Source organism: Vulcanithermus mediatlanticus (assembly GCF_055385885.1).
Window position 1 is genome coordinate 1,395,795 of record NZ_AP042385.1, and the last position, 21,140, is coordinate 1,416,934.

General features: G+C 65.3%; 20 protein-coding genes and 1 tRNA gene. 13 read left to right on the top strand and 8 right to left on the bottom strand.

Features of this window, described 5'->3' with window-relative positions; all coding sequences use genetic code 11:
* The first annotated feature begins 9 nt into the window (after nucleotides 1-9).
* From ACZ5BT_RS08140 to ACZ5BT_RS08170, 7 genes are all read left to right on the top strand, one after another.
* On the top strand, nucleotides 10-1,044 hold the full coding sequence (locus ACZ5BT_RS08140) for an NAD(P)/FAD-dependent oxidoreductase (RefSeq protein WP_464884098.1): 1,035 nt from the start codon (nucleotides 10-12) through the stop codon (nucleotides 1,042-1,044).
* Nucleotides 1,041-2,192, top strand: a complete 1,152-nt coding sequence (locus ACZ5BT_RS08145) for an NAD(P)/FAD-dependent oxidoreductase (RefSeq protein ID WP_464884099.1) — start codon at nucleotides 1,041-1,043, stop codon at nucleotides 2,190-2,192. Before ACZ5BT_RS08140 ends, ACZ5BT_RS08145 begins: the two co-directional genes overlap by 4 nt.
* Nucleotides 2,193-2,304: 112 nt before the next feature.
* A complete protein-coding gene (locus ACZ5BT_RS08150) occupies nucleotides 2,305-2,751 on the top strand; it encodes a cupredoxin domain-containing protein (protein WP_464884100.1) in 447 nt (148 codons plus the stop codon).
* A 37-nt stretch (nucleotides 2,752-2,788) separates the two neighbouring features.
* Nucleotides 2,789-3,646: a cytochrome c biogenesis CcdA family protein gene (locus ACZ5BT_RS08155; protein WP_464884101.1), complete on the top strand. Its 858-nt coding sequence runs from the start codon at nucleotides 2,789-2,791 to the stop codon at nucleotides 3,644-3,646.
* Nucleotides 3,647-3,783: 137 nt separating this feature from the next.
* Nucleotides 3,784-6,609: an efflux RND transporter permease subunit gene (locus tag ACZ5BT_RS08160; protein WP_464884102.1), complete on the top strand. Its 2,826-nt coding sequence runs from the start codon at nucleotides 3,784-3,786 to the stop codon at nucleotides 6,607-6,609.
* 66 nt (nucleotides 6,610-6,675) lie between these two features.
* Nucleotides 6,676-8,025 (top strand): FAD-binding oxidoreductase, encoded by a 1,350-nt coding sequence (locus ACZ5BT_RS08165; RefSeq protein ID WP_464884103.1) that lies wholly within the window; start codon nucleotides 6,676-6,678, stop codon nucleotides 8,023-8,025.
* A 50-nt stretch (nucleotides 8,026-8,075) separates the two neighbouring features.
* Nucleotides 8,076-8,294, top strand: a complete 219-nt coding sequence (locus ACZ5BT_RS08170) for a hypothetical protein (RefSeq protein ID WP_464884104.1) — start codon at nucleotides 8,076-8,078, stop codon at nucleotides 8,292-8,294.
* Between the two features lie 52 nt (nucleotides 8,295-8,346).
* Here ACZ5BT_RS08170 and ACZ5BT_RS08175 read toward each other — a convergent pair whose 3' ends face one another.
* From ACZ5BT_RS08175 to ACZ5BT_RS08200, 6 genes are read right to left on the bottom strand one after another with little or no spacing between them, the layout of a single operon-like run.
* Entirely contained in the window at nucleotides 8,347-9,087 is a 741-nt protein-coding gene (locus ACZ5BT_RS08175) for a cytochrome c biogenesis CcdA family protein (protein ID WP_464884105.1), read from the bottom strand.
* Nucleotides 9,084-9,611 (bottom strand): TlpA family protein disulfide reductase, encoded by a 528-nt coding sequence (locus ACZ5BT_RS08180; RefSeq protein WP_464884106.1) that lies wholly within the window; start codon nucleotides 9,609-9,611, stop codon nucleotides 9,084-9,086. Before ACZ5BT_RS08180 ends, ACZ5BT_RS08175 begins: the two co-directional genes overlap by 4 nt.
* Before the next feature lie 28 nt (nucleotides 9,612-9,639).
* A complete protein-coding gene (merA, locus tag ACZ5BT_RS08185) occupies nucleotides 9,640-11,016 on the bottom strand; it encodes a mercury(II) reductase (RefSeq protein ID WP_464884107.1) in 1,377 nt (458 codons plus the stop codon).
* Nucleotides 11,013-11,216: a heavy-metal-associated domain-containing protein gene (locus ACZ5BT_RS08190; RefSeq protein WP_464884108.1), complete on the bottom strand. Its 204-nt coding sequence runs from the start codon at nucleotides 11,214-11,216 to the stop codon at nucleotides 11,013-11,015. Before ACZ5BT_RS08190 ends, merA begins: the two co-directional genes overlap by 4 nt.
* A gap of 21 nt (nucleotides 11,217-11,237) precedes the next feature.
* Nucleotides 11,238-12,242, bottom strand: coding sequence for a hypothetical protein (locus tag ACZ5BT_RS08195; RefSeq protein WP_464884109.1), 1,005 nt, complete (start codon nucleotides 12,240-12,242; stop codon nucleotides 11,238-11,240).
* A gap of 41 nt (nucleotides 12,243-12,283) precedes the next feature.
* A complete protein-coding gene (locus tag ACZ5BT_RS08200) occupies nucleotides 12,284-12,697 on the bottom strand; it encodes a heavy metal-responsive transcriptional regulator (protein WP_464884110.1) in 414 nt (137 codons plus the stop codon).
* Nucleotides 12,698-12,849: 152 nt separating this feature from the next.
* Here ACZ5BT_RS08200 and leuS point away from each other — a divergent pair, with 152 nt between their 5' ends.
* A complete protein-coding gene (leuS, locus tag ACZ5BT_RS08205) occupies nucleotides 12,850-15,480 on the top strand; it encodes a leucine--tRNA ligase (RefSeq protein WP_464884111.1) in 2,631 nt (876 codons plus the stop codon).
* Between the two features lie 76 nt (nucleotides 15,481-15,556).
* Here the strand turns inward: leuS and ACZ5BT_RS08210 are convergent, their stop codons facing one another.
* The gene (locus ACZ5BT_RS08210; RefSeq protein ID WP_464884112.1) at nucleotides 15,557-15,871 is read right to left on the bottom strand and encodes an FUN14 domain-containing protein; all 315 of its coding nucleotides are present in this window, start codon (nucleotides 15,869-15,871) and stop codon (nucleotides 15,557-15,559) included.
* Nucleotides 15,872-16,012: 141 nt separating this feature from the next.
* Nucleotides 16,013-16,089, bottom strand: a tRNA-Val gene (locus ACZ5BT_RS08215).
* A 131-nt stretch (nucleotides 16,090-16,220) separates the two neighbouring features.
* Between ACZ5BT_RS08215 and ACZ5BT_RS08220 the strand changes: the two genes are divergently transcribed.
* The 5 genes from ACZ5BT_RS08220 to ACZ5BT_RS08240 are packed head-to-tail and all read left to right on the top strand — an operon-like array spanning nucleotide 16,221 to nucleotide 21,134.
* A complete protein-coding gene (locus ACZ5BT_RS08220; RefSeq protein ID WP_464884113.1) occupies nucleotides 16,221-17,192 on the top strand; it encodes a Bug family tripartite tricarboxylate transporter substrate binding protein in 972 nt (323 codons plus the stop codon).
* A 2-nt stretch (nucleotides 17,193-17,194) separates the two neighbouring features.
* Nucleotides 17,195-17,629: a tripartite tricarboxylate transporter TctB family protein gene (locus ACZ5BT_RS08225; protein ID WP_464884114.1), complete on the top strand. Its 435-nt coding sequence runs from the start codon at nucleotides 17,195-17,197 to the stop codon at nucleotides 17,627-17,629.
* Between the two features lie 9 nt (nucleotides 17,630-17,638).
* On the top strand, nucleotides 17,639-19,132 hold the full coding sequence (locus ACZ5BT_RS08230; RefSeq protein WP_464884115.1) for a tripartite tricarboxylate transporter permease: 1,494 nt from the start codon (nucleotides 17,639-17,641) through the stop codon (nucleotides 19,130-19,132).
* Between the two features lie 23 nt (nucleotides 19,133-19,155).
* Complete coding sequence (locus tag ACZ5BT_RS08235; protein WP_464884116.1) at nucleotides 19,156-20,169, top strand: hypothetical protein; 1,014 nt, start codon at nucleotides 19,156-19,158, stop codon at nucleotides 20,167-20,169.
* Nucleotides 20,166-21,134 (top strand): NAD(P)H-dependent glycerol-3-phosphate dehydrogenase, encoded by a 969-nt coding sequence (locus ACZ5BT_RS08240; RefSeq protein ID WP_464884117.1) that lies wholly within the window; start codon nucleotides 20,166-20,168, stop codon nucleotides 21,132-21,134. Before ACZ5BT_RS08235 ends, ACZ5BT_RS08240 begins: the two co-directional genes overlap by 4 nt.
* Nucleotides 21,135-21,140 lie beyond the last annotated feature (6 nt).

Below are 21,140 nucleotides of genomic sequence, written 5' to 3' on the forward strand. Positions count from 1 at the left end.
GCGTGTGGCATGAAGGTGGTGATCGCGGGCGGGAGTTTTGCTGGACTCGCCGTAGCCATGGGGCTCGGCGGGCGGAACGCAGTGCTGGTCGAGCCCCATCCCATTGGCGAGCACACCAAATCGGCCAACGCCATGCCCTTTCCGGTTGCCGTCCGCTTCGGCGGGCGGGCGTCGATCCTGGAGGTTCATCCCGAGCTCGTCCTGCACGTGGGGGGTCGGGTGTTCCGGCAGCCCATGGATCCCCCCTACGTGACCGTCGACTACCGCCGTTTTTGCACCCACATGCTCGAGGCGGCCGGCGTTGAGGTCATTCAGGCCCACGCCCTCGCCGCGCGGCCCGAGGGGGTCTCGACCACGAGGGGCGAGATCGAGGCCGGGATCGTCGTCGATGCCACCGGGCCGATGGCGGCGCTGGCCGCCTCCCTTCACCCCGGATACGCCGAGCGAGGCCACGCCGGGGTGGGCCTTGAGGTCGAGGTCCCGCGGCCGGCCGGGCTTTCCCCCGGGCTTCACTTCTACGTCGAAGACGCCCTTCCCCCCGGTTACGGCTGGGCGTTCGGCGCGGGGGATCGGGCCCGGATCGGTGTCTACCTCTATCAAAGGCGAAACTGGCGGGTCCGCGAGGTGCTCGAGGGGTTTCTCACCCGCTTTGGCGTTGCCGGGGGGGCACGGCACGGCGGGCTCATCCCCTGGCGACTGCGGCCCCCGGTGATCGGCAGTGTCTTCGTGGTGGGGGATGCCGCCGGCCAGGTGATGCCCACCACCGCCGAGGGGATCCGTCCCGCCCTTTACTTCGGCTACTTTCTGGGCCAGCGTTTGCGAGAGGTGGTCGAGGGCCGCGCCGATCTCGAAGAGGCAAAACGGCACTACCAGGCGGAGGTCTGGCGGCGGCGACTGGCCTGGCGGGGTCTGGAGGTGCTCCAGCGATTCGTATCTGTCGTTCCGGCTTCGCTGGATGCCGCCCTCCTCGCCGGCGGCCGACGGCTTGGGTTCGGGGACAGGATGTTCCAGCGCTACGTCAGGGCCATGGGAGGCAGCTCATGAGGGAGGTGACGATAGTCGGCGCGGGCCCGGCGGGGCTCGTCGCGGCGATGACCCTGGCCAGGGCCGGCTGGCGCCCGGTGGTGTACGAGAAAAACCCGCAGGTGGGCGGGCGTTTTGCCGGGGATTTCCAGGGGCTTGAGAACTGGAGTACGCGCGAGGACGTCATGGCCTGGCTGGCCAATCTGGGGCTGGTCGTGAACTTCGACGCCGGGCCCTTCTCCGAAGTGAACTTTTATGGCCCCGACGGCCGGGCGAGGCGGTTTCGCTCCTCCAGGCCCATGTTCTATCTGGTGCGGCGCGGCGACGTGCCGGGGAGCCTCGACCGGGGGCTCTTGGCCCAGGCGCTCGAGGCCGGGGTCGAGATCCGCTTCGGAACCGCAGTTAAGCAGGTGAGGGGACCGGCGATCATCGCCACCGGCCCGCGTTACGGCGACGGGATCTGCGTGGGCTACACCTTCCCGACCGACCTCCCGGACCAGGCGCACTGTATCCTGTCCGACCGGCTGGCGCCGCTTGGTTACAGCTACCTGCTCATCCGCAAGGGGCACGGGACGCTGGTCAGCTGTCAGTTCGCCCGCTTAAAGCAGTGGAAACGCCACCTCGAGCACACCGTCGAGGCGTTCCGGCGGCTGGTCCCGGCGCTCGACCTCGAGGGCGCCCGCTTTTTCTCTGGTTATGGCAACGTGTTCGTGCCCCCGCGGCTCGTGCACGGCGAGCGGCTTTACGTGGGCGAGGCGGCGGGATTGCAGGATGCGCTTTGGGGGTTTGGACTGCGCTACGCGCTCGCCTCGGGGTACCTGGCGGCCAAGAGCCTGATCGCGGGGGCGGATTACGAGGCCCTGGTGCGGAAGTTCCTGCTCGGTCGCTTGCGGGTGGGCATGGAGAACCGGGCCTTGCTCGAGCTTTCCCACGCCCTGTTTGGCGAGCGGGTCTATGGATGGCTCCTGGACCGGGTGACCTCCCGGCCCGACCCCATGGCGTATTTGCGCAAGCACCACGCGCCCCTCCTGTGGAAGCGGATCCTTTGGCCGGTGACCCGGCTCGGCATGCGATTTCGTTCCCACTACCGCGATGCCCGTTGCCACCACCCCGGCTGCGGCTGCGTGTGGTGCGTCTGCGGGCGTTCGGCGGAGGCCTGTGCCGGCTAAGGTGCAGGGTGAGGGCGTTTTGCCGGGCGTCCGGGGGACGGACGTCACCTTTTCGCTTTCTTAACATACCTGGGGTAGCCTCTAAAAGGCTGATCGTGATAGGGGGTATATCATGGGTAAGAAAAAATCGACTCGGAAACCTCAAAAACGCAAGAGAGGCTGGCTCGGTGCGGCGGTGGTCGTGGCTGTTCTCGCCGTCGCGATCTACCTTTTCGCCTCGCCCTATTTGCGCACTTCGAGCGCCAGCGCCTCGGGGCAAAAGCCGGACGTGGTCTTGCGTATCAGCATGTCCGGGTGGGAGCCGGCGGTGATCCGGGCTGAGCGCGGAAAACCGGTGACCATCGAGATCATTAACCTCGACAACCAGTTCCACACCGACGGCGGCGGCTGGCACAACTTCGTCGTTGAAGCCTTTGGTATCGAAAAACGGGTTCCCCCCAAAGGGACGCTGACCTTTACCTTCGTACCCGATAAACCAGGAGAGTACCTCTTTTACTGCGACATCTGCTGCGGCGGCAAGGACAACCCCTTCATGCAGGGCAAGCTGGTGGTTCTGTGAGCCAAAGAGGCTTTTGGCGCCATCGTGAGGCGTAGTTATGGACGCGCGGACGAACGCGGGTGAAAACGGCGCCGGCCGGCGAAGGTGGCTCTGGCTCTGGGCCTCGGGGCTGTTTTTGCTTTTCGCCGGCGGGATCTACCTGGCGCTCACCAAGCCTTTCGGCATGCCGAGCGTCGCCTGGCTCGAGGCCCACCCCTTGCTCGCCTTCGGGCTCTCCGGGGTCGCGGGCTTCGCCGACGGTCTCAACCCCTGCGCCATTACCACGCTTTTGCTCTTCCTCGGGGCGCTGATGGCGGTGGTGGAGCGCGCGACGCGGGTGGGCGATGCCTGGCGGGCCCGCCTTTACGTGTGGTCCGTCGCCGGCGCCTACATCCTGGGCATTTTCCTGCTCTACTTCATTTTGGGCGCCGGCTTCATCGAGGTAACCAGCCTGCGGGTCTTCGGCAACACCCACATCTTCACCCGGATCGCGGCCTTGCTGGCGGTGCTCCTGGGTCTGGTCATGATCTGGGAGTACTTCCAGCCCAATTCACCCATCCGGCTTTCGATGCCGGCCTCGCTGCACGGGCTCGCTAAGAAGTGGGGGCGCAAGACCACCGTCGCCGCCGCCTTCGTGGGCGGGGTGCTGATCGGGACCTGCACCATCCCCTGTGGCGGGGCGATGTACCTGGCCGTGGCCTCGCTGATCGGGAGTCTGCCTTCGAAGACCTACGCCTACAGCCTCCTGCTCACCTATAACCTCTCGTTCATCCTTCCCCTGGTGTTGCTCGTCGCGGTGAGCGGCAGCCGCACGGTGCTCAGGGAACTCTCGCGGCTGCACATTACTCAGCGCGGGAAGGTCAAGCTCGGGCTTGGTCTCTTTGTGGTGCTGGTCGGCCTGTTCGCCTTGATGTGAGGCCGGGCCGGCCGGGTTTTTTACAGGAAGGGTCGATTGCCCGCACTAATCCCCACCCCACCCGGGGTGGGGTGTGCTATCCTGAAGACGAGGTGAGACGTGATGACGGTTTTGAAAGGCCGAAGGAGGTGTGAACGGTGAAGGGGTTTTTGGACGGACTCATCCGTTTTCGGGTGATCATCCTGGCGGCCATCGTTTTGGTTACCGGGTTTTTGGGCTACGAGGCGACCCGCATCCAGCTCAATACCGATTTCTCGACGTACCTCGCGGCCGACGATCCCCTGGTCGAGGACTTCAACCGCGTGGGCGAGGTCTTTGGGACCAACTACGTGGGTATGGTCCTGATCAACACCGACGTTTTTACCCCGGAGTGGCTTGACTCGATCAAGACCCTCACCCAGCGCTACGAAAAGGTCGACGGCGTGGTCGGGGTCACCAGTCTTTACAGCCTCTCCCAGATGGCCCTCGACGGGCGGCGACTCCTGCCCCCCTACCCCGAGGCTCCTTCCCAGATCGAACCTTTCAAGGAAGCCGTGATGCGTCAGGCCTTCCTCAAGGGGCTCGTGGTCTCCGATTCGGGCAGCGCGGCGTTGATCTTGGTGAACTTTGACCCGAACGCCGATCACAGCCAGGTGGCGAAGGCCCTCGAGGACATCACCAACTCGGTGGTGCCAAACCCCGACCTCGTCTACTTCGGGGGCATGCCGTTTTTGATGTACGCCTTCCAGTCCACGATCATCGGGAACCTCGCCTACCTGATCCCGATCGTGGTTCTGCTTTTGGTGGGAATTCTCTACATCGGCTTCCGCAATGTCCACGGGGTGATCATGCCCTTGCTGGTGGTGGGCGTAGCCACCATCTGGATCGTGGGGTTCATGGCGCTCCTCGGCATTCCCATGGACCTCCTGACCGGGATCACCCCGATCATCCTGCTCGCCATGGGGAGCGCCGACGGCATCCACCTCATGCGCCGCTTCTTCGAGCTGCGGGCGGAGGGGAAATCGCCGGTTGAGGCGGCCCGCGCCGGGGTGAGCGAGATGGCAGGGCCGATCGCCCTCACCACCCTGACCACGATGGTGGGGTTCGCATCGCTCGCCACCACCAACTTCGCGGTGATCCGCACCTTCGGCCTGGTCACCGCCGCCGCGATCTTCCTGGCGCTGGTGGTCACCATTTTGTTGCTCCCGATCCTCATGTCCTGGATCACCAGCACCAGCCCGGCGGTGCGACGCGACCGCACCAAGCGCGGCTGGCCGGCATCCGTAGCCACGGTGGTCTTTCGCCGGCCGGGCTGGATTTTGGGCGCCACCTTGCTGCTGACGGTGGTGGCGGTGGCGGGGATTCCCAAGATCCAGCGCAACGTGGACTGGACGCTGTGCCTGGATCGAAACAGCAAGGCCTACCAGGCCAACGTGCTCTTGCGGGAGGCCTTTGGCGGTTCGCTCCCGGTTCAGGTGGTGGTCCAGGGGAACCTGAAGGATCCGGCGGTGCTCTCGATCGTCCGCGGCGTCGAGAAGATGATGAACGCACTGCCGCTGGTGAGCGGTTCGGTGTCGGTGGCCTCCTTGGTCGAGGAGTTCTCGGCCTCGCTCACCGGCCGTTACGGCCTGCCCCAGGACCCCAAACTGGTGGATATGGCCTGGAAGGTGCTCGAGGACTTCCCCGGCTTGCGCCACATGGTGACCGCTGACGGGAAGGAAGCCCTGATCCAGGGCAAGATGGCGACCATGGCGACGGCGGACATGGCCGAGAGCGTGACCCAGATCAACGAGCATCTGAAGAATGTCTCCGGGCGTTACGTCGTGGTTGACCTCGAGACCCTGCCCCCTGAAGCGAGGGACCGGGCGATCTCGATCCGCGCCCGCGAGCTGGCCAATCGCATCGTGTGGGACCTCGAGGCCAGGGGGCTGAAGGCCGACGTGGCGGTGGTTGAACCGGTGGTCAGGGCCGTGTTGACCGATACCCCGCCGCCACTCGAGGCCGGGGCGCGGGCGCGGGTGATCCGCGAGGCGCTGGCCAAGCTCGGCGATGGGGTGAACCTGCCACCCGCGGCCGTGGACGGTCTGGTCCAGGCGGTCCTGGCCTCGATCGACGAAACGGGCCGGGTCCAGCGCGATCGCCTGGCGTCCATCCTGGCTTCGGCCATGCCCATGCCGGGGCTTGATGACATGCTCGACCCGATGGTGGCCTTCGTGAACCAGGTCCTCCGCGATGTTCGCTTCGAGGGCCGGGTTCGCTGGGCCCTCGACCGCCTCGCTGCCCAGCTGCCTGGTTTGCAGGACGATTCGGACCTGCGCCAGCGTGTCGAGGAGGACCTCTTTGCCGCCACCTGGACGGTGGTCCCGCTGCCCGAGGGGGCGTTATCTGGAATCCAGCCGCTGCGGGTGGTGGACGTGGAGTTCCGCCAGACGGGGCTGGTTCCGGTCCTGAAGAAGATGGAGGACGAGCTGGTGCCAACCCAGGTGCTGAGCGTGGTCATCGCCCTGGGTGTGATCTTCCTGCTTTTTGCCCTGGTCTTCCGTTCGCTCATCATCGGGCTGGTGGGCGTGGTGCCGACGGTCCTCACCATCCTGGTCAACTTCGCCGCGCTTGGCTATCTCGGTATCGGGCTTGACTCCTACACGGCGATGATCGCCAGCGTGGCCATTGGTCTCGGTGTGGACTACGCGATTCACTTCGTCGCGCGCTACCGCAAGGAGCTCGGCCGGGGCCTCGACAACCTCACCGCGCTCAAAGAGACGATGTCCACCACCGGCATCTCGATCATGATCAACGCCCTTTCGGTGGCCGGTGGCTTCGTGGTGCTGGTCTTCGCGGTGGGGCAGCACCTGCAGCGTTTCGGCGGCCTTTTAGCCCTGGCTCTGGTGACCAGCGCGATCTTCACCCTGTTGGTGCTACCGGCGTTGCTCCTGGTGCTGCGGCCCCGGGCGCTCTACGGCGTTGAGAAGAAGAACAGGCGCTGAGGGGCCCTTTTTCCAGCGCCCCCGGGTGATCACCCCGGGGGCCTCGCTTTTGCTTAGAGTGGGGGTATGCGGGAACTCTTAACGGCGCATTTCGGCGAGAAGGTGAGCTTTGCCCCCGCGACGCTCGCCGAGCACGGCCGGGACGAGGGGTACCCCGAGACCCGGCCGGTGGACGCGGTGGTTTTTGCGGAGTCGGTTGATGACGTTGCCCTTCTGCTCGGCCTCGCGGCGCGCAACGGGTTTTACGTGATCCCCTTCGGAGGCGGGACCAGCCTCGAGGGCCACCTCCTGCCGCTCAAGCGGCCCACGGTGAGTCTCGACCTTTCGCGCATGGACCGAATTCTGGAGGTTTCCCCCGAGGACTTCCTGGCGGTGGTGGAGCCGGGGGTGACCCGCGAGGCGCTCAATGCCAGGCTCCGGCCCCACGGCCTCTTTTTTCCCGTCGATCCCGGGGCCAATGCCACCCTCGGTGGCATGGCCGCCACCAACGCTTCGGGAACCACCACGGTGAAGTACGGGGGCATGCACCAGAACGTGCTGGCCCTCGAGGCGGTCATGGTCGGTGGCGAGCGGGTGCGTTTCGGCCGCCCGGTGCGCAAGAGCAGCTCGGGCTATGACCTGAAAGATCTCTTCATCGGTTCCGAAGGTACCCTGGGCGTGATCACCAAGCTCTACCTGAAGCTCCATCCCCTCCCGGCCCACGTCCACACCCTCCGGGTCTTCTTTCCCTCGATCGCCGCCGCCGCCGAGGGCGCCTACGCGGTGATGGGCTCGGGGTTGCCGGTGGCCCGGCTTGAACTCTTGGACGAAAACGCGCTCAAGGCCGTGAACCGTTATCTGGGCAGCGACTATCCCGAGCGTTCCGCCCTCTTTTTGGAGTTCCACTCCTCGACCGAAGCAGCCATCGCTTCCGAGGCGAGCTTCGCTCGGGAACTCCTGCTGGAGGCTGGGGCCGATTCGATCGACGCCGCGGCCAGCGAAGCCGATCGCAAGGCCCAGTGGGAGGCACGGCACCAGGCCTACTGGGCGCTGGTGCGCCTGTTCCCCGAGCGGGCCTACGTCATCACCGACACTGCGGTGCCACTTTCACGATTGCCCTCGCTCGTCGTCTACGCCCAGACGCTCATGGACGAGCTGGGTCTCGTGGGGTCGATTCTGGGGCACGTGGGGGATGGCAACTTCCACACCATCGTCGCGGTCACCGAGGAGGATTACCACCTGGCCGAGACCTATAGCACCCGCTTGGTCCAGCGGGCGCTGGAGCTCGGGGGCACCGCCACCGGGGAGCACGGGGTGGGGATTCGCAAGAAAAAGTTCATGACCATCGAGCACGCCGAGGCCCTGGAGTGGATGCGAAAGCTCAAGGCAGCCTTCGATCCTCTGGGGCTTTTGAACCCGGGCAAGATTCTTCCGTAAGCGATCGTTTCATCCGGGCTTCACCCGGGGGTGGTTGAATAGGGTTGCGCATGAGACGCTCGTTTGGATTCCAATACCGCTTCTTCCGACCCCGCGGCCTTTGGGCCTGGCTCGTCATCGCCGCCGCCTCGTTGCTGGGGCTGGTGATCGCGCTTTGGCTCTTGGCCACGGTGATGATCCTCGCCGGGGCAGCGCTGGCGTTTGCGAGCGCCTATGCCCTTTGGATGCGTTTCAGGATGCGAAAACGCCGCCTCCCGCCCTTTCGTTAGCAACCTCCCTGAAAAGGCCCCGCGCAAGGAACGCGGGGCCGGGGTTTTTACGCTAGGCGCGAAGGCCGGTACTTCGAGCGCGAAAGAGTGCGATCAAGCCACCGAGGAGCGAACCCGCGAGGGCAAGCTGCCAGCTGAGTCCCTGGCGCTGGGTGAGGAAGTCGAGCTGGTAGCCCAGCAGGTATCCGCCGGCCAGCAAGAGGAGGACACCGCCGATGGGTTCCAGGTAGGCCCCCGCCCGGCGCAGCGTTTTGAGGAGCTCTTCCTTGCCCAAGCCCGCGAGCACGCCGACCGCCACGAGGACCGCTGCCATTCCGGCCCCGTATCCGAGCAGGGCGACGAGGCCGGCCGCGGCCCCCTTGGCAAACGAAAGGCCGACGATGGCCAGGAATACCGGCAAGGTGCACCCCAGGCTTGCCAGCCCGTAGGCGATACCAAAGAGGTAGAACTCAAAAAGGCCAGCGCCTCGCGGGGCGCGGGTGCCCAGGTTGAAGCCCAAACCGCGCCCCAACACCGTAGCCAGACCGAGCCCGATCAGGATGAGGGCGAGGCCGAGGTTGATGTAGGGGATGTAACTCCCGAGCGCGGTGCCCACCAGCGAGAGCACGAACCCGATGACGGCGAAGGTGCTGAAGGCGCCGAGGCCGAGGAGTAGCCCCAGCCAGAAGCCTCCCCAGGCGCCACTCTTCCCTTTGGCCAGGAAGCGTCCCAGGGTGGCGGGCAAGAGCGCGAAGCCGCAAGGGTTGAGGGTGGCGAGGGCCCCGGCGGTGAGGGCGTAGGCCAGGAGGTTCACGGCCCGACCCCCACCTGTGCGAACACCCGCACCCAGGTCCGGTAATCGGCTGGAGAGAGGCTTTTATAGCGGATCACGCCCGAGGCATCGATCAGGTATTTGGTGTCGAGGGCCTGCACCCGGTAGTCGAGGGTCATCTGGCCGGGATCCTTGGCGAAATACCAGCGGCTGGGAAATCCGTAGCGGTCGCGATAGGCTCGTACATCGTCCTCGGTTTCATTTGGATCGACGAAGACGACGAGGACGTTAAAGCGCGGGCCCGCGTCGGCCTCGAAGCGCTGGAGTTCGCGCAGCCCCTGGACACAAGGGGTGCACCAGGTGGCGGTAAAGAAGATGAGCCCCGGTTTGCCGTCGGTGAGCGTGGGGAGGTCGATGGGGCGGTCCCAGGCGTCGGTGAGCTGGAAAGGCGGTGGATGGTCGCCCACCTCGAGGCCCACCGTGCCCCCGGCCCGGCTGCTGTAAAAGGCCCAAACAGCCGCCGCGGCGATGATCGCCGCGAGGCCCAGGAGAAGGCGCGTTTTCATACTGCCTCCCTTTGCTGCGAGGCGCCGTTTAGGCGCAGCAGGAGAGCTGATGCACGTCGGTGTCGAGCGCTTGGGCTACGAGCCGCACCCCTTCGGCCAGGGTGAGGTAGGGGTGGAAGGTCTCGATGAGGTCGCGGTAGTTGAGTTCGTATTTCACCGCCACGATGCCCTCTTGCAGCGCATCGCCCGCTTCCGGGGCCAGAATGTGCAAGCCGAGGACCGTACCCTCGCTGTCCACCACGATCTTGAACAGGCCGCGGGTATCGAAGGCGGCCAGCGCCCGCGGTAGATCCTTCAGCTCGAGCACTGCGGTCCGCACGCCTTCACCGTGGCGCTTTTTGGCTTCCTTTTCGGTCAGGCCCACCGCGGCCAGCGCTGGGTCGGTGAAGGTGACCCGGGGGACGGCGGTGAGATCGAGGGTTTCCCCTTCCCCCAGCGCATTCTTGGCCGCGATTCGGCCCGACTGGGCGGCGACGTAGACGAACTGGGGTAGCCCGGCCACGTCGCCGGCGGCGAAGATGCGGGGGTTGGTGGTGGCCAGCCGCTCGTCGACCCGGATGGCGCCCCCTGCCTCCAGGGTCACCCCCGCGGCCTCAAGGCCCAGCTGGGCGGTGCGGGGTTTGCGTCCGGTGGCCACCAGCAGCCGCTCGGCTTCGAAGACTCCACTTTGGGTATGGACCCGGTAGACCCCACCGTCCTTCTCCACCCGCTCGGCCCGGACACCGGTGTGGATCGCGATGCCTTCGGCCGCCAGGTAAGCCGTGAGTTGCTCGCTGAGCGAGGCCTCTTCGGCGGGGAGGATCTGGGGCATGGCCTCGAGGACCGTCACCTTGCTGCCCATGCGGGCAAAGGCCTGGGCCAGTTCGAGGCCGATCGGGCCGCCCCCAATCACCAGCAGGCTTTCAGGAAGCGCCGGAGCGGCCACGGCCTCGAGGTAGGTCCAGGGCTCGCTCTCTTCAAGGCCGGGGATGGGCGGGAGAACCGGCTCGGCGCCGGTGGCGACGAGGTAGGCCCCGGCCTGGATGGGGTCGCCGTCGATCAAGAGGGTTTCGGCGTCGGAGAATTGTGCCTTGCCACGGATGATCTCGACCCCGGCGGCCTCGAGCACCGCCTGGTACTTGGCCTGGCGGAGGTCCGCCACCAGACCATCCTTCTGGCGCATGACCTCGGCGAAGTCCAGCGCCGCGCCCTGCGAGCTGACGCCGGGAAACCGGGGGTGCTCGGCGAGGTGCTTGGCCTCGGCGGCGCGCAGCATGACCTTGCTGGGCACGCACCCCACGTTGACACAGGTGCCGCCCAGGGTGTGGTTTTCGATCACCGCCACCCGGGCGCCCTTGGCGCGGGCCTCGAGGGCGGCGGCCACGCCTGCCGATCCGCTGCCGACGATGGCCAGATCGTATTTCATGCAGCCTCCTTCGGGGTCAGCCGGTAGCCGGCGGCCTCGACGGCCCGGAAGAGATCGGAAACGTTGGCCTCGCCCTCGACCACGGCTTCCTTTTTGATGTAATTCACCTTGACCTTTGCGACCCCAGGCACTTGGGCCAGCGCATTCTCCACCGTTTTCGCGCAACCACTGCAGGTCATGCCTTCAACTTTGAACTTCATCGTCCACCTCCTGGCCTCAGCCTAGGGGGTGGACATAGGTCCAAGGTCAAGGGCTTTCTCGGGAAAACCTCGGGGATAGACGGTGCCGCCGTGGGCCTTGACCCAGGCGAGGAGGTCGGGGTCGGCGTTTTCGGGGCAGGCGGCGTGGACCTCGCCGGATGCGTGCAAAGCCTCTATGAGGACCAGGTCGTGCCGGGCGGCGCCCACGACGCGGGCCCTGGGGCGTTCGAGGCCCCAGTGGCCGCAGGCGTCGGTGAAGGCGCCGGCGAGATCGAGCTGTTTGGCCCGGAGGGTGGTCTCCTGTCCCGGGGTGAAGCTGAGGTCGATCTGGAGCCATTCGGGTGGGTGAAGGTAGACCTCTTCCGGTTCTTCGAGCACGGCCGCAAGCTCGGGGTTTTCCCGCAACAGGCTTTCCACCAGCCCCTCGAAGAGGAGCTCTTGGGTGGCGCGACGCTGGAGTTTTGCCGCTTCGTCGGCCGGGGACGCGGTGGCGTTGGGGCCGGGGAGTTGGTCGAGGGCGGATTGGGCGACGAGCCGGATCAGGAAGGGGATGGCCTTTTCCGTAACATCGCGGGCTTCCTCGGTGTGCTCGGGGGCGTTGGGGCGGACACCGAGGCTGAATTCGTAGCCCGCGAGGTGGTAGGTGATGCAGCTCCAGCCCAGCTCCATATCGCAGCATTCGAAAAGACCCCGGCGGGCTTGCTCAAACACCGTCAGCAAGCGGGCATCGAGCGCGGCGAAGCGCTGGATCTTCCGGGTCACCGGTCCCGGGATGAAGACCCCGGCGCCGCGATCGTAGGCGATGGCGACCTTTCCCGAGGTGAGAAAGCCATGACCGAGGGCCTGGAGCAGCGTGCCGTAGACCTCGCCAAGCGGGCGGGTGCTGGTAAAGAGCAGGCGGGCCTCGGGATTTTCCTCGATGAGTTGCTGGATTCGGGTGATCAGGGTATCGGTCATGCGCCCGTCGGTGACCTGACGATCGACCAGGGCCCGTTCCAGACCGAGCACCCAGACTTCGGGTGGCATGCGACCTCCTCAAAGTCCAGTCTACCTTTTCGGTCGCACCTTCAGGTGAGCGGTGCCGGCGGTTCCAGGTAGACGCAGGTATTCTTCCCGTCGCAGGCGGGGTCGGGGTGCTGCCTGGCCCACTCCAGACGCGTTTTGAGTTCGTTACGGAGTTCGGTGAGGGCGGCGATCTTGGCCTCGATCTCGGCGACCTTTTCCTCGAGCATGGCTCGCACGTGGGCGCAGGGCGGTTTGCCCTCGGCCATGACCTCCAGCATGCTGGCGATCTCCTCGAGTTGAAAGCCGAGGCCCTGGGCCAGCTTGATAAAGCGCACGCGTTCGACGGCGCTTTCATCGTAGAGCCGGTAGCCGGCTTCGCTTCGCGCCTCGGGCCTCAAGAGCCCGATGCGTTCGTAAAAGCGGAGGGCGTCTTTGGAAACGCCCGACTGCCTGGCCACTTCGCCGATGGTGAGCATCAAGCTTCACCCTACGTCGCCTCGAGTCGGATGACAATGGGGCAACTGGGCCTTTCGTCCAAGGACGTATACTCTATGCCGATGGTGCCGGTTGGCCATGCATCGTGATGAGCCCGAGGGTTGGGGAGAGGGCTTTGGTATTGGGAGGCGAGATGGAAAAGTACAACCCGCATGCGATCGAGCCCAAGTGGCAGCGTTACTGGCAGGAAACCGGCCTGATGCAGGCCAGGGAGGAAGGGAAAAAGTACTACGTTTTGGAGATGTTCCCCTATCCTTCCGGGGACCTTCACATGGGGCATCTCAAGAACTACACCATGGGGGACGCCCTGGCGAGGTTTTTGCGGATGCAGGGGTATTCGGTGCTCCACCCCATGGGGTGGGATGCCTTTGGGCTTCCGGCCGAGAACGCGGCTTTGAAGTTTGGCCTTCATCCCCGGGAATGGACCTACAAGAATATCGAGCGGGCCAAGGCCTCGCTCAACCTCATGGGGATCCTCTACGACTGGGACCGCGAGGTCACCACGTGTGAGCCCGACTACTACCGCTGGAACCAGTGGTTTTTTATCAAGATGTACGAGCGAGGCCTGGTCTACCGGGCCAAGGCCGAGGTGAACTGGTGCCCCAAGTGCCAGACGGTGCTCGCGAATGAGCAGGTCATCGACGGCCGTTGCTGGCGTCACGAGGACACCCTGGTCGAGAAAAAAGAACTCGAGCAGTGGTATCTGAGGATCACCGCCTACGCCGAGCGCCTGCTCCGGGACCTCGATAAGCTCGAGCGCTGGCCCGAACGGGTCAAGGCCATGCAGCGGGCCTGGATCGGGAAGAGTGAGGGCGCCGAGATCGTCTTTTCCGTTAAGGACCACCCGGGCAAGGCGATTCGCGTCTTCACCACCCGCCCCGACACCCTCTTCGGCGCCACCTTCATGGTTTTGGCCCCCGAACACCCCTTGGTGGCCGAGATCACCGCGCCCGATCGGGTGGAGGCGGTGCGGGCGTACGTCGAGGCCACCCGCAAAAAGAGTGAGATCGAGCGCCAGGTCGAGGACCGCGAGAAAACCGGGGTCTTTACCGGCGCCTACGCGATCAACCCCGCCACCGGCGAGGCCATTCCCATCTACATCGCCGACTACGTGCTCATGGGCTACGGCACCGGCGCGATCATGGCCGTTCCGGCGCACGATCAGCGCGACTTCGAGTTCGCCAGGAAATACGACCTGCCGATTCGCCTCGTGATCCGGCCGGAATCCGGCGAGCTCGCCGAGCCCCTCACCGAGGCCTTCGAGGGGGCTGGGATCATGGTCAATTCGGGTCAGTTCGACGGCCTGCCTTCGGAAGAGGGCAAGAAAAAGGTCATCGCTTGGCTCGAAGCCGAGGGAATCGGGAAGGGCACGGTGAACTACCGCCTGCGTGACTGGCTCATCTCCCGCCAGCGTTACTGGGGGACCCCCATCCCCATGGTCCACTGCGACCGTTGCGGGGTGGTCCCGGTGCCTGAGGAAGAACTCCCGGTCAAACTGCCGGAGATCAAGGACGTCGAACAGATCAGGCCGAAAGGGAAGAGCCCCCTCGAGGCCCACCCCGAGTTCATCAACACCACCTGCCCCAAATGCGGAGGCCCCGCTCGGCGTGACCCGGACACCATGGACACCTTCGTCGATTCTTCCTGGTACTACCTCCGCTATGCCGATCCGAAGAACGCCGGGCTGCCCTTCTCTCGTGAGCGGGCGGACTTTTGGATGCCGGTCGACCAATACATCGGCGGCATCGAGCACGCGGTGCTCCACCTCCTCTATTCACGCTTTTTCACCAAGGTGCTCTACGATATGGGTCTTTTGGGGGTAGACGAGCCCTTCGAGGGACTTTTCACCCAGGGCATGGTCCTTGGCTGGACCGACTACGGCCCGGTGGAGGTCGAGGGCGAGCGGGTGGTGCTTTCGGAAGAGGCTCGTCTCCGGCTTGAACTCGAGGCCCGCGAGCTCTCCTTGGACACCCTCAAGAAGATGGGCGCCGAGCTGAGGCCCGGCGAAGACGGCAAGATGCATTTTTGGAAGCCCGCGGTGATGAGCAAGTCGCTGGGCAACGGGGTGATGGTCGGGCCCTTCGTCAAGGAGCAGGGCGCCGACATCGCCCGCGTCACCATCCTTTTTGCCGCTCCCCCTGAGAGCGACATGGTCTGGACCGAGGAGGGGGTTTCCGGAGCCTGGCGGTTTTTGAACCGGGTGTGGCGCCTTTTCCAGGAAGACCGGGACCAGCTCGCCGAGGTGTCTTCGGCGTTCGATGCCGGCGGTCTTGAGGCCGAGGAGCGTGAGCTTTGGCGGGCGCTCAACGCGGCAATCAAGAAGGTGACCGAGGACACCCGTGACTTCCACTTCAACACCGCCATCGCCGCCCTCATGGAGCTTTTGAACGCGCTTTACGACTACCGCAAGACTCGTCCCGTGACCCCGGTCTACAAACGGGCGCTCATGGACTACCTGCGTCTCCTCGCGCCCTTTGCTCCCCATATCGCCGAGGAGCTGTGGCGGATTTTCGACGACGCCTCGGTGTTCTTTTCTGGCTGGCCCGAATACGACGAATCGGCGCTCAAGGTGGATACCCTCGAGATCGTGGTGCAGGTCAACGGCCGGGTTCGCGGGCGAATCCAGGTGCCGGCCGAGGCCAGCGCCGACGAAGTCAAGGCGGCGGCCCGAGCCCACAAGAACGTGCGGCGCTTCCTCGAGGGCAAAGAGGTCGTCAAGGAGGTCTACGTTCCGGGCAAGATCCTCAACCTGGTGGTCCGTTAAACGGATCTCGTCTGCGGCCGCCTTTGGCGCGCCGGTAGGTTGGATTGGCTGTGCCCCCCGAGCGCGGGGGGCCTTTTTAGCCCTTTTTCAGCCCCCAAATGAGCCCGGCGGTGAACCCTCCGGCGAAGGGGGCGTTGTAGGTGAGCACGTCCAGGAGCTTTTGCCAAAAGCTCTTGAGCGTCGCCTCGTCGAGGAGCGGCTCCACGTCCTTTTGGATCCGGGTCCAATTGACTTCGATGTAGCCGGCGTAGGCCAGGAGCTGTACGGCGATGAAGAGCGCCCCTAACACCAGGGCCAGGAGTTTCCCGAGCTTTTTGAGGGTGTAGCCGCTCACCAGACCGGCCAGGCCGCCGAAGGTGATTTGGCTGATGACGGGGCCGTAGGCATCCATGCTCTCCCATCTTATCGCCGGGGCATGAAAACCCCGTTGGGTTTTGCCGCCGCTGCGGCGTTGCCAGGGGTGGTCCCCAATTCAGCGAATCGGCTCGCGTTCAAAAAGCGGCAGGAGCGCGCGCTCCTGCCGCTTCGATCGTGGTGGGCGGTACTGGACTTGAACCAGTGACCTCCCGCGTGTGAGGCGGGCGCTCTGGCCAGCTGAGCTAACCGCCCAAGCAAGCTTGAATTTAGCATTCGGCCCCTTTGATGTCAAGTTTGGCGATGCGCTTGGGGTTTTCTTACGCCGGAAATGGGGCAATGGGCGGGTGGTAAACTGAGGGGAAAAGCAAAGGAGGTTGGTAGCCATGCGCGGACTGTGGAGACGTGCGCAGGTGGCGGTGGTGTTCGGCCTTTTGGGCTGGGCCCTGGCTTTCCAGCCCGCCGGGGTGGAGTGCGTGGCCCCGGCCAATCCCGGTGGTGGGTGGGACTTCACCTGCCGGACTGTGGGAAAGCTCCTCTATGACCTTGGCATCGTTCCCCGCCCGGTCAAGGTGACCAACATGCCCGGTGGTGGCGGGGGGGTGGCCTTCGCCCATGTGGTGACCAAGCGCAGGGGCGATGCCAATCTCTTGGTCGCGGCCTCGCCGGCGACGACGCTCCGGTTGGCCCAGGGCAAATACGGCGGCTTTTCCGGGGACGACGTCCGCTGGCTCGCCGCGCTCGGCGCCGATTTTGGCGTTATCGCCGTGCGGCCGGATGCGCCCTGGAAAACGCTCGAGGCCCTCATCGCCGACCTGAGAAAGGATCCCACTGCCATCGCGTTTGGTGGCGGGAGCGCGGTCGGCGGCCAGGATCACATGAAGGTTTTGCTCCTGGCCAAGGCGGCGGGTCTTGATCCCCGGAAGATCAAATACGTGCCCTTTAGCGGTGGGGGCGAGGCGCTCACTTCCTTGCTCGGTGGCTTCGTTCAGGCTTTCCCTGGCGATGCGTCGGAGACCATTGAGCAGTACAAGGCGGGCAAGGTGAGGATCCTGGCCGTGCTCAGCGAAGCGCGTCTTCCGGCCCTGCCCGAGGTGCCGACCGCCAAGGAACTCGGCTACGACGCGGTGTGGGCGGTGTGGCGGGGCTTTTACATGCCCCCGGGTGTTCCAGACGACGCTTACGCGTTCTGGGTCGAGGCGATGAAAAAGGTCGAGGCATCCCCGGAGTGGGCCAGGATCCGCGCCGGACGCGGTCTTGCCCCCTTCTTTAAGGGCGGGGCAGCGTTCGAGGCCTTTGTCAAGAAACAGGTGGAGGATTTCCGGGAGCTTTCGCGTTCGCTGGGACTCATCAAATAGACGTGCGCGCTGATCGTTTTGTCGGACTCTTCCTGCTGGCGCTCGCGCTTTGGTACGGCCTCGAGGCCTTTGGCCTCGAGGCCGGCTACCTCGCCGATCCCCTCGGCCCCCGGGCCTTTCCGCTCTTGCTTTCGGCGGTGCTCTTAGGTCTTTCGCTCTTCATGGTCTTCCGGCCTGCTGCCGGGGGAGGGGTTGGCTTTCCCGCCTGGAAAGGGCAGCTCGCGGTGATCGCGAGCTTCGTGGTTTACAGCGAGCTCCTCCTGCCGCTTGGCTTTGTCCTCGCCACAACGCTGGAAGTGGCTTTTGTGGCCCGATGGCTCGGGGCTTCGTGGGGCAAGGGCGCGGCGGCAGGCTTTGGGTTTTCGCTCGCGCTCTACCTCATCTTCGTTTTTGGGCTCGGGATTCCCCTTCCCTTGGGCCAGTGGTGGCCCGCATAGGAGGCGTCGGTGGACGTTTGGCATCAGCTCGCGGGTGGCTTCGCGGTTGCCCTTTTGCCGCTGAACCTGGCCCTGGCTTTCGCCGGTGCGTTTCTGGGAACCCTCATCGGAGCACTGCCCGGCATCGGTCCGGTCAACGGGGTGGCGATATTGATCCCCATCGCCTACGCCCTCAAACTGCCGCCGGAATCGGCGCTGATTTTGCTGGCCGGCGTGTATTACGGTGCCGAGTACGGTGGGCGTATCTCGAGCATTCTCCTCAACGTCCCCGGGGACGCCGGCGCGGTGATCACCACCCTCGACGGTTATCCGATGGCGCAAAAGGGGCGCGCGGGTGAGGCGCTGGCGCTCTCGGCCCTTTCCTCGTTTATCGGCGGCACCCTTTCGGTCATCGGCCTGACGCTTTTCGCACCGGCGCTGGCTGGGTGGGCGATCCGCTTCGGCCCCGCCGAGTACTTCGCCCTCATGGTCTTTGCCTTTACCACCCTTGCCAGCCTGGCCGGAAAAGACCCGGTCAAGGCGCTGATCTCCAGCGTCTTCGGGTTGATGCTCGCCACCGTGGGCCTTGATCCCGGGAGCGGGCTTCCCCGCTTCACGTTTGGCGAGCTCAAGCTCTACGACGGCATCGACTTTCTCGTGGTCGCCATCGGTCTTTTCGCCATCAGCGAAGTTCTGGTCTTGATGGAGCAAAGCTTCCTTGGTTCAGCGAGGCAAATGCGTGTGACCTCGACACGGGTGTCGCTCAAGGTTTTTCTCGGTACGATCTGGACCATTTTGCGCGGTTCGGTGATCGGGTTTTTCATCGGTGTGCTTCCCGGAGCCGGGGCTTCGATTGCGAGCGCCGTGGCCTACACCACGGAGAAAAGGCTGATTGACCGGGAAGGAACATTCGGGCAGGGGGATCCCCGCGGCGTCGCCGCTCCGGAGGCGGCCAACAACGCCGCCGCCGGCGGCGCCATGGTCCCGATGCTCACCCTCGGGGTGCCGGGAAGCGGAACCACGGCGGTGCTCCTTGGGGCCTTGATGATGTTCAACGTCACCCCCGGTCCGATGATCTTTCAGCAGCGACCGGAGGTGGTCTGGGGGCTGATCGCTTCGATGTACATCGGGAACCTCATGCTCCTGGTCTTGAACCTGCCCCTGGTCGGGGTGTTTGCGCGGATCCTCACCGTGCCGCGCTGGTTTTTGATTCCGGCCATCGTGACCCTAAGTTTCGTCGGGGTGTACGCGGTCAACAACAGCGCCTTCGACCTCCTCTTCATGACCGGGATCGGGGTGTGGGGCTATCTGATGCGAAAGTTCGGCTTTCCCCTGGCGCCCATGATCCTGGGGCTGGTCCTTGGCCACCTGATGGAGGTCAATCTGCGTCGGGCCCTGGCCATCAGTGGCGGTGATGTGGGGTTCCTTTTCCAAAGCCCCATCGCCATCGCCCTCTGGCTGCTTTCCGTCTTGAGCCTCTTTCTGCCTTTCCTGGTCGCTCGCTTGGGGCGCGGGCGGGCATAGGCCCGCGCTTTTATGATGAGCGCATGCGAGCGCTTTCGTGGCTCATTTTCCCGTTGCTCTTGCTTTCCCTGGCCCAGTCGCCGGCGGAGGTCGCCCGTCAGGCGGCCGCCGAGTGGCTTGCGGGGAAGTTGAGCGTGAATCCCTACGAGGCCCTGGGCCAGTCCCCTGAACGGGCGCTGGAGATTCTCGAGAAAGCGATGGCGTTCCCTCCGCCACCGCCGGGCCTCGAGGTCAACTTCGAGGCCCCCGAGGTCGAGCCCAGAGGCGATGGCGAGGTGGTCAAGTTCCCCGCCGCCTGGGACGACCACGGTGGCTCGGTGGTCGTTGAGGTGCGGGGCGGCGAGGCTCGGAGCATTTTTTGGCGTCCCGATGGCGGCCTGTTGCCGAAGTGGCTCGTCACGCCCTGGATGGGTCCGCTCTTTTTGCTTTTGAGCCTGGTGTTCGTGCTTTCCCTTTCGCGCGGCCGGTTGCGAGGATGGTGGCGGGCGTTGGTTTTGGAGCTCGCGAACCGGCGGCGGCTCTTTTTCTTTACCAACGCCATCCTCTTTGGCGCCTTCATTCTGGGCGCAATCGGAGCCTACGGCGATCCTAAGGTGGCCTTGCTCGTGCAGCGTCTGGTGGGCGGGGCGCTGAACCAGATCGGTCTCGATCGCGCGGTCGAGTACGGGCCGCTGACGCTGGCGGCAGTGATCTTTTACTGGAACTTCACCCGGGGCTTGATCCTGACCACCCTGAGCCCGGCCCTGCTCCTTGGTATTCCGGCGCTCCTGCTGAACCTGGCCAGGTACTACGTCCTGGGGATTGCCCTCTCGCCCGCGGTCATTCCCTGGGAGCGGTTTTTGCTCCACCTGCCGGTGATCCTCCTCGAGCTCGGCGGGTATAACGCGGTGGTCTTCGGCGGGCTCGGCCTCCTCGGCGACGTCCTCTCGGGGAAGGGGTACCGCCAGGGGCTTTGGGTATTGCTCCGGAGCTTCGTACTGGGGGCGGTGTTGCTCCTCTTTGCCGCCTGGTATGAAGCGTTCGAGGTGATGCCTTGAAGGTTGCGATCTTCGGCGCGGGTGCATGGGGGACGGCGCTGGCCGTGGTGCTCGGTGCCAAGGGGGTGCCGGTGGGTCTTTGGGCGCGGCGGGAAAGCCAGGCCCAGGCGCTGAGGCGACTCCGGGAGAATCGAGACCGCCTCCCCGGGGTCGTGCTTCCGCCCTACGTTCAACCCACGGCCGATCCCGAAGAAGCCCTCAAGGGGGCGGCGTTCGCCGTGGTGGCGTTGCCCTCGAGGGCCCTCCCCGAAGCCCTGGAGCAGCTGCCGAAGGCGCCGGCGTACGTCAGCGCCACCAAGGGTTTGTGGTTCGAGGGGACGCACCTGGCCCGACCCAGCGAGGTGATCGCCAAGATCACCGGGGTTGCCAGGGTCGCCGCCCTCTCCGGGCCCAATCACGCCGAGGAGGTGGGCCGCCTCCTCCCCGCCGCGGCGGTGGTGGCGAGCGAAGACCCCGCTTTGGCGAAGGCGGTGCAGGCGGTTTTCTCGGGGCCGATCTTCCGGGTGTACACGAGCCGCGATCTGGTCGGCGTCGAGCTCGGGGGCGCGCTCAAAAACGTGATCGCCATCGCGGCGGGCATGGTGGACGGTCTGGCCTTTGGCGATAATGCCAAGGCCGCGCTTTTGACCCGGGGCCTGGCCGAGATCATTCGCTTCGGGGCGGCCTTCGGGGCCCGGAGCGAGACCTTTTTTGGCCTTTCGGGGCTCGGTGATTTGGTGGCCACCGCCACCAGTCGCCACTCGAGGAACCGCTGGGCCGGCGAGCGCATCGTCTTAGGCCAGGATATCGAGGGGAAGACCGTCGAGGGTTTGGGCACGGTGCGCGCGGTTTATGCCTGGGCTGAGGCCACCGGCACCGATCTGCCCATCGTGCGCGCGGTCTACCGGGTGGCGGTGGAGGGCGCCGACCCGGCCTCGATCCTTATGGAACTGATGCAGCGGGAGCCGAAGCCGGAGGCGATTTAAGCGCTG

Excerpts from the sequence above, each read along its gene's own strand:
- ACZ5BT_RS08140 (WP_464884098.1), top strand. The coding sequence starts at position 10 with ATGAAGGTGGTGATCGCGGGCGGGAGTTTTGCTGGACTCGCCGTAGCC.
- ACZ5BT_RS08145 (WP_464884099.1), top strand. The coding sequence starts at position 1,041 with ATGAGGGAGGTGACGATAGTCGGCGCGGGCCCGGCGGGGCTCGTCGCG.
- ACZ5BT_RS08150 (WP_464884100.1), top strand. The coding sequence starts at position 2,305 with ATGGGTAAGAAAAAATCGACTCGGAAACCTCAAAAACGCAAGAGAGGC.
- ACZ5BT_RS08155 (WP_464884101.1), top strand. The coding sequence starts at position 2,789 with ATGGACGCGCGGACGAACGCGGGTGAAAACGGCGCCGGCCGGCGAAGG.
- ACZ5BT_RS08165 (WP_464884103.1), top strand. The coding sequence starts at position 6,676 with ATGCGGGAACTCTTAACGGCGCATTTCGGCGAGAAGGTGAGCTTTGCC.
- ACZ5BT_RS08170 (WP_464884104.1), top strand. The coding sequence starts at position 8,076 with ATGAGACGCTCGTTTGGATTCCAATACCGCTTCTTCCGACCCCGCGGC.
- ACZ5BT_RS08180 (WP_464884106.1), bottom strand. The coding sequence starts at position 9,611 with ATGAAAACGCGCCTTCTCCTGGGCCTCGCGGCGATCATCGCCGCGGCG.
- merA (WP_464884107.1), bottom strand. The coding sequence starts at position 11,016 with ATGAAATACGATCTGGCCATCGTCGGCAGCGGATCGGCAGGCGTGGCC.
- ACZ5BT_RS08190 (WP_464884108.1), bottom strand. The coding sequence starts at position 11,216 with ATGAAGTTCAAAGTTGAAGGCATGACCTGCAGTGGTTGCGCGAAAACG.
- ACZ5BT_RS08195 (WP_464884109.1), bottom strand. The coding sequence starts at position 12,242 with ATGCCACCCGAAGTCTGGGTGCTCGGTCTGGAACGGGCCCTGGTCGAT.
- ACZ5BT_RS08200 (WP_464884110.1), bottom strand. The coding sequence starts at position 12,697 with ATGCTCACCATCGGCGAAGTGGCCAGGCAGTCGGGCGTTTCCAAAGAC.
- leuS (WP_464884111.1), top strand. The coding sequence starts at position 12,850 with ATGGAAAAGTACAACCCGCATGCGATCGAGCCCAAGTGGCAGCGTTAC.
- ACZ5BT_RS08210 (WP_464884112.1), bottom strand. The coding sequence starts at position 15,871 with ATGGATGCCTACGGCCCCGTCATCAGCCAAATCACCTTCGGCGGCCTG.
- ACZ5BT_RS08220 (WP_464884113.1), top strand. The coding sequence starts at position 16,221 with ATGCGCGGACTGTGGAGACGTGCGCAGGTGGCGGTGGTGTTCGGCCTT.
- ACZ5BT_RS08235 (WP_464884116.1), top strand. The coding sequence starts at position 19,156 with ATGCGAGCGCTTTCGTGGCTCATTTTCCCGTTGCTCTTGCTTTCCCTG.